This window comes from Microbacterium sp. KKR3/1, assembly GCF_021272365.1.
GTDB lineage: Bacteria > Actinomycetota > Actinomycetes > Actinomycetales > Microbacteriaceae > Microbacterium > Microbacterium aurugineum.
In genome coordinates this window covers 441,180-453,764 of sequence record NZ_JAJSDW010000002.1, presented here as the reverse complement: position 1 = coordinate 453,764, position 12,585 = coordinate 441,180, and the positions used below count along the sequence as shown (strand labels likewise).

Genomic DNA, 12,585 nt, shown 5'->3' with positions numbered 1-12,585 from the left:
GCTGTCCGCACACAGTGCGAGCATCGGGTCATGACGACAGCATCGAGCACTCCGACCATCCTCCTGATCGCGGGCCACTGGCTCGGCGCATGGGCCTGGGACGAGGTGCGCACACACCTGGCGGCGGACGGATCGGACGCCATCGCGCTCACGCTCCCCGGCCTGGACCCGGACGACCCCGACCGTTCCTCACGGACCCTCGACGAGCAGGCGGCGGCGATCGAAGCGGCCGTCCTGCGCTCCGGAGCCACGGCGGAGCAGCCGGTCGTGCTCGTCGGGCACAGCGGAGCCAATGCCCCGGTCAGCATCGTCCTCGATCGACACCCCGCGCTCGTCCGCCGTGTGGTGTGGGTCGATTCCGGCCCGGTCGCGCCGGGAAGCGTGTTCGCACCGGACCTCCCGGAGACGGTGGAGGCGCTGCCCCTGCCACCGTTCGACGTTCTCGGACAGCAGGCCAGCATCGAGGGCCTGAGCACCGCGATGCTCGACCGCTTCCGCGAACGCGCGGTCCCCGAGCCGGGACCCGTGCTCCGAGCTCCGGTGCCCCTCTCCGACGATGCGCGCCGCCGGATCCCCACCACCATCGTCTGCTGCTCGATCCCGAGCGCGCAGCTGCAGGAACTCGCCCGCGCCGGACACCCCATGTTCGCCGAGGTCGACGCACTCGAGAATCTGGAGCTCGTGGACCTGACCACCGGCCACTGGCCCATGTGGAGCCGTCCCGCGGATCTCGCAATGGCGATCCGCGACGCGGCCTCGCGCGTGGGCTGAGCACCGCGGACACCGAGGACATCCATCCGAGGGAATGAATCCACCCCTGCCGTGGTTGTTGGTATATCCGGAAGAGACTCCGGAGCACGGGAGGAATCGTGGGTAAGAACTACGTCGACATCGAGAACGACCAGGGAGCGACGCTGCGGTACCGCAAGCACGCGAACGGTCGGGGTCTCGTCGCGCATGGCGCGAAGGTGCATCCGAAGGCGCATATCGAGGCGGGTGCCTACATCGAACCGGGCGCGCGCGTCGGCGCCGGGGCGACCATCGCCCGCGGCGCCTGGATCGACGAAGACGCCGTGGTCGGAGAGGGCGCGTTCGTGGACGCACACGCGCACATCGGCCAGGGGGCCGCGATCGGCGACCACGCCTACGTGGGTGTCCGCACCGATGTCGGCGCCGGAGCGCGCATCATCCGAGGTGCCAGGATCGGCGACGACGAGACCGTCGCGGCCGGACTCACCATCGCGACGGATCAGAAGGGGCTGTGGCTCGCGGCCTGACCGCGTGAAGGCCCGGCCGGCTCATCGGGCCTGCGTACGACTACAGCAGGCGGCGCTCCGACGCCCACGCGGTGAGCTCGTGGCGGGAGGAGAGCTGCAACTTGCGCAGCACGGATGACACGTGTGTCTCGACCGTCTTGATCGAGATGAAGAGTTCCGAAGCGACCTCCTTGTAGGCGTAGCCACGGGCGATCAGACGCATGACCTCCTGCTCGCGCGCGGAGAGGCGATCCAGTTCGTCGGTGGCCGTGGCGGTCTCACCGGCCACCGCCCCGAACGCGTCGAGCACGAACCCGGCGAGCCGTGGTGAGAAGACCGCATCCCCGTCCGCCACCGCATGCACGGCGCTGCTGACCTCGATGCCCGATGACCCTTTGGTGATGTAGCCGCGGGCACCCGCCCGGATCACGCGCACGACGTCGGCGGCAGCATCCGAGACGCTGAGCGCGAGGAACCGCGCCGCCGTGGCCGACCCGCGGATCACCGCTTCTCCGCCCGCGGCATCGTCGCCGCTCCCACCCGGCAGATGCACGTCGAGCAGGACGACGTCCGGCTGTGTCTCAGCGATCACGGCGATCGCGGTCGGCACGTCCGCCGCCTCGCCGACCACGTCGACACTCGCATCGAGGTCGGCACGCAGGCCGGAGCGGAAGATCGAGTGGTCGTCGACGATCACGACGCGGATGCTCTCAGGCATGGTCGTCCTCCCGGGTGGGGATCGGTCGCCCCGCCGCCCGGTCGTACGGCGGGGCCGCCAGAATGCTCAGATGCACTTCGGTCCCGTTCGCGTCACTGCGGACCGCTCCGGTACCACCGGCACGACGCATCCGGCCGATGATCGACTCCCGTACCCCGAGGCGATCGCTCGGCACATCGTCGAGGTCGAAGCCCTCGCCGCGGTCCCGGATGAAGACGTCGACGCCCGCGGTGCTCCCTTCGATGTACACCGAGATGTCCCCGCCGGCATGCCGCGCGGCGTTCAGGATCGCCTCTCGGGCCGCCGCCGCGAGTTCCCCGCTGGCGCGCTCGGTGGAGAGGCCCGCCGACACGACGTCGATGCGCACCGGATAATCGAGCTCGAGGGCTCCTGCGTAGTCACGCAGATCTGTCGGGAGGTCGCTGTCGGCCGGTGCGTCGCCGTCGTACAACCATGCGCGCAGCTCGCGCTCCTGTGCCCGGGCGAGGCGGGCCGCCTCGCTGGAGGCTCCTGCCCTGTTCTGGATCAGCGCCAGCGTCTGCAGCACGGAATCGTGCAGGTGCGCGGCCATCTGGCTGCGCTGCTCCTCGCGGATGCGGCGCACCCGTTCGCCGGACAGTTCGCGCCATCGCGGGATGAGGGCCGAGGAGATCACCGCAGCGAGCCCGGCGAGAGGGAGGAGCACGAGTGCCACCCCCGAGCGCGCGACGGGCCAGGAGAGCAGCACGGTGAACAGCAGGGCGAGCAGCACGAGAGCCAGGATCCGGACGGTCATCGTGTGTCGCGGTCCGCGCGCGGTGTCGGTGCGATCGATCAGGGTCGCCCAGAGCCCGGCGCCCGTCGCGAAGCCCACGGTGCCGCCGACGACGACCGCGGCGAGATCGGGCGGGATGGATCCACTCAACCAGTCGCTGCCGCCGCGCCAGGCCAGCACGATGAGGATCCCGACACCGGCGGGAGCGAGCAGCAGCCAGGCGACCGGTACGCGTCTGGTCGGGGCCTCCTCCCCCTCGCTCCACGGCGTGAAGGCCCAGCACCAGGCGTAGAGGAGAATCCCGGCGCCGCCGCACAGCGTGAGCGCGAGGAACAGCGCTCGCACCAGCCCCACCCGCACGCCCAGGTGTCGCGCGAGGCCCGCACTCACCCCGGCCACCAGGCAGTCGCGATCACGGGTCAGCGGCGGGCGCGGCGCAGCGATGGACGCTGATCGCACGGGAGCGTGCGCCGAAGAGGACATGTCGCCCATCCAATCATCCGCATGGGCGCTCCGGGTCCTCCCCTGGCCAGAATCAGGGGTCGCTCAGGGGTTCCCCCCATGGCAGGGGACCGACGGATGACGCCAGGATCGAAGCATGACGATTCCGACTGCACCCCCGCCTCCTGCCGACCAGGCCACTCCGGCCGTCGGCGCACCGGGCACCGGCATCCCCCGCGGAGCCGAACGCTTCCTCCTCTGGGTCGCCGGCCTCGGCGTCGCCCGGTCCGAGGGCTGGCTGGGCGGTGTCGCCGCGGGGATCGCTGCCCGGCTGCGCATCGATCCGCTCATCGTCCGCGGGATCCTCGTGGTCGCGGCGCTCTTCGGCCTGCCGGTGATCTTCCTGTATGCCGCGGCCTGGGCACTGCTGCCCGACATCGGCGGACGGGTCCACCTCCGCGATCTGTTCCGCCGCGACTATCAGCCGGCGCAGTGGGGCATCCTCGCGATGGCCGTCATCGGTCTCTTCCCGACCGCACCACTGGCCGGACGTCTCTTCGGACTCGGCTACGACGGGTGGTCGGCCCTCTCCGTCGTCAGTTGGATCGTCGGGCTCGTGCTCGTCGCCGGTCTGCTCTTCCTGATCGTGCGCGCCATGCGCCGCACCCCGGGTGCTTCCGCGCCGGATCTGCCGATGGCTTCCGCAGATTCGGCGGCCCCGGCCGCATCCGACCCCCTCAGCGATTCGGGTACCGCTGAGGGGGCGGATGCCACTCTCGCCGATGAGGTCTCCGACACCGCGCTCGCCTTCACTCCCCCGGAACCGCCCGCCCCCCTCCCGCCCGGTTCACAGGACCCCACCGCTCTCGAGGCCTGGCGCGCACAGCATGCGGCCTGGAAGGAACAGGATCAGGCCTGGCGGCGCCAACAGCAGGACATCGAGCGGGCCGCCCGCGACCAGCTGCGCCGTGAGCGCCAGGCCGAGGCTGCGGTGTTCGCGACCGAGGCCGCGGAGCGCCGACGCCTCCGCCGTGCCTCGAACCCCCGGGCCGGCTTCGCGTTCGCCGCGACCATCGTCGGCCTCGCGATCATCACCGGCTCTGCCGTCGGTCTCGTCACGGGCGGTGAGGCCCTCGGCGGCGCGCTGGGACTGCTCGCGGCGGCGCTCATCCTGGCACTCGGGATGATCGTGGCCGGGGCGTTCCGTCGGCGCAGTGGGTTCCTGGCCTTCGCGACCGTGGTGACGCTGATCGGCGGACTCGTCGCCGGCGCTTTCTCCGCCTTCCCGGGCGTCACGCTGGGCCACGTCGCGCTCGGCAACAACGAATCCGCGCACGTCCGGCAGCCCTTCGGCGATACGTTCCTCACGCTGAATCCGTTCGAGGATGGTGCGCGGTCGATCGTCGTGGACAAGGGATCCGGCAACACCTACATCGACGTCCAGTCGGGCGTCGAGCTCGATCTGCGCGCCGTCGTCGGGTCGGCGACCGTTTCGTGGACCCGAGTGGATGAGGAGACCGGCCAGATCACTGCGCACGGCACCTGGACTCCCGTGCGCAGGAACGGGGAGTCGGTCGTCCTGCAGAAGGTCGCCGCTGAGGACACCGAGCCCACCCTCGTACAACCCGTCACGATCGATCAGACCAGCGGAGTGATCTCCGTCACCCTCTACGAGCCCGCGAAGGAAGAGCAGTGATGAGTACGCCGACGATCGTCGAAGCCCCCTCCCCTCCCCGCACGCGCTGGGCCGCCATCATCTGGGGCCTCCTGTTCGCCGCGATCGCCGCGATCGCCCTCTGGATGCTGGCCGACGCCGACCGGAGGGACACCGTCGCCGATGGGCTCCTCGCGCTGACGCCGACCGCGATCGTCACGATCCTCCTCCTGACCGTGGGCGTGCTGATCCTGGTCGGGGGAGCCGCAGGGCTCATCCGCCGTGCGCAGCGGAAACTCGCGACAGCGGCGGACCCCGTCGCACAGGCGGACGTGCCGGTCTCCCCTGCCGAGTAGCCTGGACCCCATGGCGAATCAGGGAAGGCGGCCCGGGAAGGGCGCAGGGCGAGGTACCCCTGTGCGTCGCAACAAGGCCGCCCCCGCCGAGCGGTTCCCGCCGCAGAAGCCGAAGAAGAAGACGGCCAAGGTCGTCTTCGATGCCCCTCAGCCCGAGCCCGAGGCACCGCGAACCTTCCGTCTGGGCGCGGTGCCGGGCGCGACACCGGGCAAGTGGATCGACGCGTGGAAGCAGCGCATGCCGAGAGTGCCGCTCGAGCTCGTCCCGATCGAGGTCGCCACCCAGCGCGAGGCGCTCGACGCGATCGATGCGGCGCTGGTCCGTCTGCCGCTCACGGACGAGTCCCTGCACATCATCCCTCTGTACGACGAGGTGCCGGTCGTGATCGCCGCGGTCGACTCGCACCTGATGGCGGCCGAAGAGCTCTCCGCCGCGGATCTCGAGGGCGAGGTCGTGATCGGGCTGTCCGATGACGTGCTGGGCCCGCTCGACCTCCCCGGCACACTCCCGGCCGCCTTCGCCGCACTGCCGACCGGAGAGGCGATCGCCACGGCGGCCTCCGGCGTCGGCATCGTGATCGTCCCGATGTCGCTGGCTCGCCTGCACCACCGCAAGGATGCCGACCACCGCGTGCTCGCCGATGGCCCGACCTCCACGGTGGCGCTGGTGTGGCCTCGCGATCGCACCACGCCTGACGTCGAGACCTTCGTCGGCATCGTCCGCGGCCGGACCGCGAACTCCTCCCGGTGACCGCGTCGGCTCGGCCCCGCGCGCTCGTTAGAATCTCCTGATGGCCTCGCTTCTCTACGTGTGCGTGCGACCCGAGATCGGGGCGGCGGACGCCGAGCATGCGTCCTTCCGACGGGCGCTCGGCGTCGACGTCGTCGATCGACTCGACCTGCTGCAGACACCGCTGCACATCGAGCGTCTGCGCGGATACCGCGGCGTCGTGGTCGGGGGCTCGCCGTTCAACGTCTCCGACACTGTGAAGTCCGCGGAGCAGTTGCGGGTCGAAGCCGACCTCCGCACACTGGCCGACGCGGCGATGGCCGCCGAGATCGCGGTGTTCTTCACCTGCTTCAGCATCGGTGTCGTGACCCGCATGCTCGGGGGCGAGGTCGTGACGGACACTCCCGAGCCCGCGAGCGCCACCGTGATCGATGTGACCGAAGCCGGCGCCGCCGATCCCGTCTTCGGGCCGAGCGGCCCCGCCCTCACGGTGTTCACGGCGCACAAGGAGAGCGCGGCGAGCACCCCGCCCGGCGCGGTGCTCCTGGCGACCAATGGGGCCTGCCCGGTGCAGGCCTACCGCGTGGGCACGCACCTGTATGCGGCGCAGTTCCATCCGGAGCCCACCCCCCGCGACTTCGCCGATCGGATGACGTTCTACCGCACGACCGGCTACTTCGACCCGGAGGAGTTCGACGCGGTGCAGCAGCAGGTGCTCGCCGCATCGGTGACCGAGGGCGCCGCGCTTCTGCGCCGCTTCGCCGAGACCTTCGCCTGACTCAGCCTTCTGCCGAATCCCGCAACAGGGACACGCGCTCACGCAGGTATGCCTCCAAGGGCATGAACCCGCCGGCCGCGCTCCACCGCACCGAGGGGACGCCGTCGACGAGCGCCAGCGGACCGGAGGAGCCGCCCGCATCCACGGCGTCGACGTCGATCACACTCCATCCCACGTGGACGACATCGCCCTCGTCGAAGCCACCCCGCAGGGCTTCGGCACGACGTTCGGCGCGTGCTCTGGCCGACTCGGCCGTGTAGCCGCGGCGTCCGGGATCAGCCGCGCGGAGCACCTCCGCCGTGGCCAGCGCGTGCGTGTCGGTCAGCAGCAGCACACCCAGATGCCATGCTTCGCCGACCCGCACGATGCGGCGCCCGCGCCACCGCGAGACGCGCTGCTCGCCGAGTCCTTCCTTCGCGATGCCGTCGAGGCTCTGAACCGTACGGGTCAGGAGCGCCGACGCACTCGTCACAGCTCCCCCTGGACAGCGTCGCCCGCACGGGCGGGCCCGACGACGTCGGCGCGATCGCCGCGCAGGGTCATCCCGATCAACGGATAGAGCAGCACCGAGAGCATGCCCGCTCCGACCAATGCCGCCGCGGTGCCGGTGTCGAGCATTTTCTCGTCGACGCCGATCGCGGTGACCGCGACGATGATCGGCAGTCCGGTGGCGGCGAGGAGGCCGAGGGCCGCACGGTCGCGGACACTCATTCCTACTGGGGCCGAGAGCTGCGCGGCCGCCCCACGGATGGCCAGAAGCGCGATCAGGAAGATGGGCACCAGGGCGAGGGCCGTCGGCGAGGTGAGCAGGGCCTGCAGATCGAAGGTCACGCCCGTGTAGAGGAAGAAGATCGGCACGAGGAATCCGAATGCGATCGCCTCGATCTTGCTCTCGACCTCCTCGGCGGATTCCTTCGGTGCCCGCGTCATGATGATGCGCCACACCGCTCCCGCGACGAACGCGCCGAGCAGCATGTCGAGGTCGAGCATCACGCTCAGGCCGACCAGCGCCGCGATGAGTAGGATCACGAAGCGCACCCCGAACTGGTCGGACGTGTGCAGCGTCGCACGGACGATGCGGTGCAGGCGCCCGTGCGGCACGCGGTGCGCGAGCAGCACGGCGAGCCCGGCCAGCACCACGAACGTCAGCAGGACGGCCGTGGCGATCGGTGTGGTGCGCGTGCTGAGGAAGATCGAGATCGCGATCAGGGGCAGGAACTCGCCGACCGCGCCGATCGCACTGATCGCACGACCGAACGGCGTGTCCAGCTCGCGGGCGTCGCGCAGGATCGGCATCAGCGTGCCGAGCGCGGTGGAGCTCAGCGCGATGCCGATCACGACCATCCCCTCACCGGGGGCGAAGAAGAAGCCCAGGCCGATGCCCAGCAGAACGCTGAGGAGCCAGCCGAGGGAGGCGCGGGCGAGCGGTTTGCCCGCCACGGTCTTGAAGTCGATCTCGGTGCCGGCGACGAAGAACAGCAGCGCCAGACCGAAGTCGCTGAGCTTCTCCAGCAGGGGGCCCGGTTCGACCCAGCCGAGCACCGCCGGCCCCACGAGGATCCCGAGCACGAGTTCGAACACCACGATCGGCACCCGCACCACCGGGCGGACCCCGCGGGCGAGCAGGGGCGCGGCGACGGCCAGCAGGGGGATCAGCACCAGGCCGAGATCGCTCGCTTCCACGATTCTCAGAGTAGCGAGTCGCCTCCCGCGATTCGCCCCCGGTGTGCATCCACGGCAGAATCGATGCACACCCTCGAGGAGCCTCCATGTCCCAGCCCGATACCGCCCGCCTGCTCATCGCCTGTGACGACCAGCCCGGGATCGTCGCCGCCGTGGCGGGCGTGCTCGCCCAGCACGGTGCGAACATCATCTCGCTCGACCAGCACTCGACGGATTCCGAGGGCGGACGCTTCTTCCAGCGCACCGTGATCCACCTCGATGGACTCGCCGCCGCGCGCCCCGCGCTCGAAGCCGACATCGCCGTCGTCGCCGAACGCTTCGGCATGGAGTGGTCGCTGCACGACGTCGCCCGCCGCAAGCGCGTGGCGATCTTCGTCTCGAAGTACGACCACTGCCTGATGGAGCTGCTCTGGCGCACACAGCGCGGCCAGCTCGACATCGACATCACGATGGTCGTCTCCAACCACCCCGACCTGGCCGAGTCGGTCCGCTCCTTCGGCGTACCCTTCGTGCACATCCCCTCGGGCGACAAGGCCGCCATGGAGGAGCGACAGCTCGAACTGCTGCGCGGGAACGTCGACCTCGTCGTGCTGGCGCGCTACATGCAGATCCTCACCGACGACTTCATCACCCGCCTCGAAGCGCCGGTGATCAACATCCACCACTCCTTCCTGCCCGCGTTCATCGGGGCGAACCCCTACGCACGCGCCAAGGACCGCGGTGTGAAGCTGATCGGCGCGACCGCGCACTATGCGACCGCCGACCTCGACGAGGGGCCGATCATCGAGCAGGACGTCACACGCGTGACCCACTCCGAGTCAGCGGCCGAGCTGCAGAGCCGCGGGGCCGATGTCGAGCGACTCGTCCTCGCCCGCGCCGTGCAGTGGCACGCCGAGGACCGTGTGATCGTGCACGGCAAGTCCACCGTCATCCTCTAGGCCCTCCTCCGGTCGCACTTTCGCACGCTAAACCGCTGTTTTGAAGGCGAAAGTGCGACCGGAGCGCCGGTAGAGAGCGATCAGGAGGGGCGCGGCACGCCGGCGGCCAGCTCCGCGAACACCTCGGCGGCGCTGTCATGGCGTGCGAGCGGCGCCGCCTGCCCCATCCACAGCGACTGGAGCTCCCCGAGATTCTGCTCCCCCGCCGCGGCCCGGAAGCGTCCGGTGAGCCAGTTCTGCATCGGGAACGGTGCGATAGTGCCGCTCGCCTCGATCGCCCGCACCGCACGGTTGCGGGCGCCTCGGGCCAGGCGACCGCTCATGGCACGGGTGAGCACCGTCTCCTCGGCGGCGGTCGCACGGATCGCGGCGCGATGCGCGGGCGTAGCCACGGATTCCGCCGTCGCGAGGAAGGCCGTCCCGACCTGCACGCCGGTCGCCCCCAACGCGAACGCCGCGGCGACTCCCCGTCGCTCGGCGATGCCCCCTGCCGCGATCACCGGCACATCCACCGCATCGACCACCTGCGGGACGAGCGCGAACGTGCCGACGAGCGAGTCCTCAGCCGGACGGAGGAACGACACCCGATGCCCGGCCGCCTCGGCACCCGTGGCGACCACCGCATCCACCCCGGCGTCGGCGAGCGCGACGGCCTCGGCGACGGTGGTCGCGGTGCCGACGATGCGGATCCCCCGGCGCTGTGCCTCCTCCACCACCTCGGCCGACGGCACCCCGAACACCGTGCTGAGCACGGCGGGCCGGATCTCCCAGATCGCGTCGAGCTGCTCCTCGAGCGACGGGACGTACCGCTCCGGGCGCGCCGGGAGATCGATGCCGACCGCCTCGTAGAACGGTTGCAGCGCCTGCGCGAACACCGCGTGCTGCGGATTCGGCTCTACCTCGTCGCCGGTGGGGAGCCAGAGGTTCACCGCGAACGGACGATCGGTCGCCGCCCGCAGTGCCGCGCCGGTCGCACGGATGCGGTCGCCGTCGTAGCCGTAGAGTCCGAACGAACCGAGGCCGCCCGCAGCACTGACCGCAGCCGTGAGGGCGGTCGAGGAGAGCCCGCCGAACGGGCCGAGGATGATCGGTTGCTCGATCCCGAACAGGGCGCGAAGGTCACTCATGCTTTCGACCGTACGCCCCGTCGGCTTTCGAATCGTGCACTGTGCGGCATAAGTGGCCGGGAGCGCACCATTCGCGCGATTCGAAAGCGGCGGCCGCCCCCGGTGCTACCCTCACAACAGGAAGGGAGCGCGCATGAGCGAGTGGTTCGGGCAGATGCTGAGCATCGTCGCGACCGCGCTCGGCCTCGTGTCGGTGCCGGATGCCACGGCTCTCGGCCTCGCCGTCGCCCTGCTCGCGGTGACCGCACTCACCCTCGCGATCGTGCTGAGTGTGCGCCCCGAGGCCTCGACCGGTGCCCCGCATCCGTTGCGCGCCATCGACGTCGGCACCCTCCTCACGCAGAGTGATCCTGATGCCGCCGGGCATCCGCGCCCTCGGGCGCCGGGAGTCGCGACCGCCGCGTAGTCCGCTCTTTCGACGGGACCGCGCGGCCTTCGCCGACCCTTCCCGACACCTCGAACGGACACTTCCATGGACCCCTTTGCCTTTCCACCCCTCGCCGCCCTCCTCGACGCCGCCTACGGCGCGCTGACCGGGCTCTCCGACCTGCTCACCCCCATCGCCGGTGCCTCCGCCGCCGCTCTCGCCGTCGTCCTCGTCACACTACTCGTGCGGGTACTGCTCATCCCCGTCGGCATCTCCCAGGCCAAGGCCGAGCAGACCAGGGCGCGTCTCGCGCCGAAGCTGCGCGAGCTGCAGCGCCGCCACAAGAAGAACCCCGAACGTCTGCAGAAGGAGACGCTGGCGCTGTACCGCGCGGAGAACACGTCGCCGTTCGCGGGGATGCTCCCGGTGCTCGCACAGGCCCCCGTGGTCGGCATCCTCTACACGCTGTTCCTCCGGGCCGAGATCGCGGGACACCCGAACGAGCTGCTCGCGCACGACCTGTTCGGCGCACCGCTGGGCACGAGCCTGGTGTCGGCGCTGTTCGGGGGCACCGCGACACCCGCCACCTTCCTCGTGTTCGGGGTGCTGCTCGCGGTCATGCTCGCGGTCGCCGAGATCACCCGCCGCGTGTTCCGCCCGACGCCGGTCGATGGGGACGACTCACCCCTGAACTCCCCCACCCTGCTGCGCGTCGTCTCGGCGATGCACTACGCGACCGCGGTCTTCGGCGTGTTCGTGCCTCTCGCCGCTGCGCTGTACCTGACGGTCACGGTGGTGTGGACGCTCGTGCAGCGAGTGATCCTGCGTCGCCGGTACCCGCTGCCGGTCCCCGCGGTCAGTCGGGCAGCGGTATCGGCGCGGTGAACGGGCCGGAGGGACCGTCGTCGCGGCGTTCCCTCCGCACCCCGAGCGTGGTCCCGACGCTCGCGGCGATCACGAGGGCGACGGCGAGCATCCGCAGCGGCGTGGCGTCCTGCCCGAGGATGAGCCAGCCGGCGAGCGTCGCGAACGCCGGTTCGAGGCTCAGCAGCACACCGAACACGCGCTGCGGCAGACGGCGCAGCGCCGCGAGCTCGAAGCTGTAGGGGATCACGGACGACAGCACCGCGGTGATCGCAGCGAGCAGGAGCAGCTGCGGATCCATCGCCACCGTCGACGCGGCCGGGATGCCGACCGGGATGAGCAGCACGGCAGCGACCACGAGTCCCATCGCCAGGCCGCTGCTGCCCGGGATGAGGGAGCCGACGCGGGCGCTCATCCGGATGTACATGGCCCAGAAGCCCGCTGCGATCAGGATGAACAGCACACCGAGCGGATCGAGCGGCTCAGCACCGATCAGGCCGTCGATGCCCAGCACGATCATTCCGAGGAGGGCCACTCCGACCCAGACGAAGTCCGTGACCTTCCGGGTGAGCACGGCCGCGAGCACGAGTGGTCCGAGGAACTCGATCGCGACGGCGGGGCCCAGGGGGATGCGGTCGATCGCCGCGTAGAAGAAGCCGTTCATCGCGGCCAGCGAGACGCCGAAGAGCACCGCGGCGAACCACTGCGGGCGGGTCCACTTCCCGGGCCGCGGGCGCACGATGACGACCAGGAGGACCGCGGCGATCGCGACGCGCAGTGAGGTCACCCCCCACGGACCGAGCACCGGGAAGAGCTGGGCCGCAACGGCGGCGCCGAAAGGAAGCGAGAGGCAGGAGCCGATGACGAGCGCGACTCCGACGAGGGGACGGGACGCGGTCGGCTTCTGCACCCCACAAGC

Annotated in this window: 15 protein-coding genes; 9 read left to right on the top strand and 6 right to left on the bottom strand. The window is 70.7% G+C overall.

The annotated features are described in order from the left end of the window. Positions 1 to 30: 30 nt before the first annotated feature. Positions 31 to 771 (top strand): alpha/beta fold hydrolase, encoded by a 741-nt coding sequence (locus LVJ59_RS13840; protein ID WP_232763496.1) that lies wholly within the window; start codon positions 31 to 33, stop codon positions 769 to 771. Positions 772 to 869: 98 nt separating this feature from the next. Further along, positions 870 to 1,277, top strand: a complete 408-nt coding sequence (locus LVJ59_RS13835) for a DapH/DapD/GlmU-related protein (protein ID WP_047524579.1) — start codon at positions 870 to 872, stop codon at positions 1,275 to 1,277. A gap of 40 nt (positions 1,278 to 1,317) precedes the next feature. Here LVJ59_RS13835 and LVJ59_RS13830 read toward each other — a convergent pair whose 3' ends face one another. Both LVJ59_RS13830 and LVJ59_RS13825 read right to left on the bottom strand, forming a co-directional pair. After that, positions 1,318 to 1,974 (bottom strand): response regulator transcription factor, encoded by a 657-nt coding sequence (locus LVJ59_RS13830; RefSeq protein WP_232763495.1) that lies wholly within the window; start codon positions 1,972 to 1,974, stop codon positions 1,318 to 1,320. Further along, positions 1,967 to 3,220, bottom strand: a complete 1,254-nt coding sequence (locus LVJ59_RS13825; protein ID WP_232763494.1) for an ATP-binding protein — start codon at positions 3,218 to 3,220, stop codon at positions 1,967 to 1,969. Before LVJ59_RS13825 ends, LVJ59_RS13830 begins: the two co-directional genes overlap by 8 nt. Before the next feature lie 106 nt (positions 3,221 to 3,326). On the opposite strand from LVJ59_RS13825, the gene LVJ59_RS13820 reads away from it, so the two are divergent. From LVJ59_RS13820 to LVJ59_RS13805, 4 genes are all read left to right on the top strand, one after another. Next, positions 3,327 to 4,865 carry a PspC domain-containing protein gene (locus LVJ59_RS13820; protein WP_232763493.1) on the top strand — a complete coding sequence of 513 codons (1,539 nt, stop codon included), beginning with the start codon at positions 3,327 to 3,329 and terminating at the stop codon, positions 4,863 to 4,865. Then, positions 4,865 to 5,179, top strand: a complete 315-nt coding sequence (locus LVJ59_RS13815; protein ID WP_232763492.1) for a hypothetical protein — start codon at positions 4,865 to 4,867, stop codon at positions 5,177 to 5,179. Before LVJ59_RS13820 ends, LVJ59_RS13815 begins: the two co-directional genes overlap by 1 nt. A 61-nt stretch (positions 5,180 to 5,240) precedes the next feature. Continuing rightward, positions 5,241 to 5,930 carry a substrate-binding domain-containing protein gene (locus tag LVJ59_RS13810; RefSeq protein WP_131494280.1) on the top strand — a complete coding sequence of 230 codons (690 nt, stop codon included), beginning with the start codon at positions 5,241 to 5,243 and terminating at the stop codon, positions 5,928 to 5,930. A 40-nt stretch (positions 5,931 to 5,970) separates the two neighbouring features. Further along, positions 5,971 to 6,687 carry a GMP synthase gene (locus LVJ59_RS13805; RefSeq protein ID WP_232763491.1) on the top strand — a complete coding sequence of 239 codons (717 nt, stop codon included), beginning with the start codon at positions 5,971 to 5,973 and terminating at the stop codon, positions 6,685 to 6,687. Between the two features lies 1 nt (position 6,688). Here the strand turns inward: LVJ59_RS13805 and LVJ59_RS13800 are convergent, their stop codons facing one another. Both LVJ59_RS13800 and LVJ59_RS13795 read right to left on the bottom strand, forming a co-directional pair. Further along, positions 6,689 to 7,159: a glutaminase gene (locus tag LVJ59_RS13800; RefSeq protein WP_232763490.1), complete on the bottom strand. Its 471-nt coding sequence runs from the start codon at positions 7,157 to 7,159 to the stop codon at positions 6,689 to 6,691. Beyond that, positions 7,156 to 8,370: a cation:proton antiporter gene (locus LVJ59_RS13795; protein WP_047524585.1), complete on the bottom strand. Its 1,215-nt coding sequence runs from the start codon at positions 8,368 to 8,370 to the stop codon at positions 7,156 to 7,158. The genes LVJ59_RS13800 and LVJ59_RS13795 overlap by 4 nt, the downstream gene beginning before the upstream one ends. 86 nt (positions 8,371 to 8,456) lie before the next feature. Here LVJ59_RS13795 and purU point away from each other — a divergent pair, with 86 nt between their 5' ends. After that, a complete protein-coding gene (gene purU, locus LVJ59_RS13790) occupies positions 8,457 to 9,308 on the top strand; it encodes a formyltetrahydrofolate deformylase (RefSeq protein ID WP_047524587.1) in 852 nt (283 codons plus the stop codon). Positions 9,309 to 9,388: 80 nt separating this feature from the next. Here the strand turns inward: purU and LVJ59_RS13785 are convergent, their stop codons facing one another. Next, positions 9,389 to 10,435 carry a nitronate monooxygenase family protein gene (locus tag LVJ59_RS13785; RefSeq protein WP_232763489.1) on the bottom strand — a complete coding sequence of 349 codons (1,047 nt, stop codon included), beginning with the start codon at positions 10,433 to 10,435 and terminating at the stop codon, positions 9,389 to 9,391. Positions 10,436 to 10,568: 133 nt separating this feature from the next. On the opposite strand from LVJ59_RS13785, the gene LVJ59_RS13780 reads away from it, so the two are divergent. After that, on the top strand, positions 10,569 to 10,841 hold the full coding sequence (locus LVJ59_RS13780; protein ID WP_232763488.1) for a DUF6412 domain-containing protein: 273 nt from the start codon (positions 10,569 to 10,571) through the stop codon (positions 10,839 to 10,841). A 66-nt stretch (positions 10,842 to 10,907) separates the two neighbouring features. After that, the gene (locus tag LVJ59_RS13775; RefSeq protein ID WP_232763487.1) at positions 10,908 to 11,687 is read left to right on the top strand and encodes a membrane protein insertase YidC; all 780 of its coding nucleotides are present in this window, start codon (positions 10,908 to 10,910) and stop codon (positions 11,685 to 11,687) included. Here the strand turns inward: LVJ59_RS13775 and LVJ59_RS18125 are convergent. Continuing rightward, a complete protein-coding gene (locus LVJ59_RS18125; protein WP_232763486.1) occupies positions 11,659 to 12,576 on the bottom strand; it encodes a DMT family transporter in 918 nt (305 codons plus the stop codon). The two genes, LVJ59_RS13775 and LVJ59_RS18125, sit on opposite strands and share 29 nt — an antisense overlap. Between the last annotated feature and the right edge of the window lie 9 nt (positions 12,577 to 12,585).

Coding starts and splice junctions, on each gene's coding strand:
- purU (WP_047524587.1), top strand. CDS start 8,457: ATGTCCCAGCCCGATACCGCCCGCCTGCTCATCGCCTGTGACGACCAG.
- LVJ59_RS13780 (WP_232763488.1), top strand. CDS start 10,569: ATGAGCGAGTGGTTCGGGCAGATGCTGAGCATCGTCGCGACCGCGCTC.
- LVJ59_RS13785 (WP_232763489.1), bottom strand. CDS start 10,435: ATGAGTGACCTTCGCGCCCTGTTCGGGATCGAGCAACCGATCATCCTC.
- LVJ59_RS13820 (WP_232763493.1), top strand. CDS start 3,327: ATGACGATTCCGACTGCACCCCCGCCTCCTGCCGACCAGGCCACTCCG.
- LVJ59_RS13825 (WP_232763494.1), bottom strand. CDS start 3,220: ATGGGCGACATGTCCTCTTCGGCGCACGCTCCCGTGCGATCAGCGTCC.
- LVJ59_RS13830 (WP_232763495.1), bottom strand. CDS start 1,974: ATGCCTGAGAGCATCCGCGTCGTGATCGTCGACGACCACTCGATCTTC.
- LVJ59_RS13815 (WP_232763492.1), top strand. CDS start 4,865: ATGAGTACGCCGACGATCGTCGAAGCCCCCTCCCCTCCCCGCACGCGC.
- LVJ59_RS13805 (WP_232763491.1), top strand. CDS start 5,971: ATGGCCTCGCTTCTCTACGTGTGCGTGCGACCCGAGATCGGGGCGGCG.
- LVJ59_RS13775 (WP_232763487.1), top strand. CDS start 10,908: ATGGACCCCTTTGCCTTTCCACCCCTCGCCGCCCTCCTCGACGCCGCC.
- LVJ59_RS13840 (WP_232763496.1), top strand. CDS start 31: ATGACGACAGCATCGAGCACTCCGACCATCCTCCTGATCGCGGGCCAC.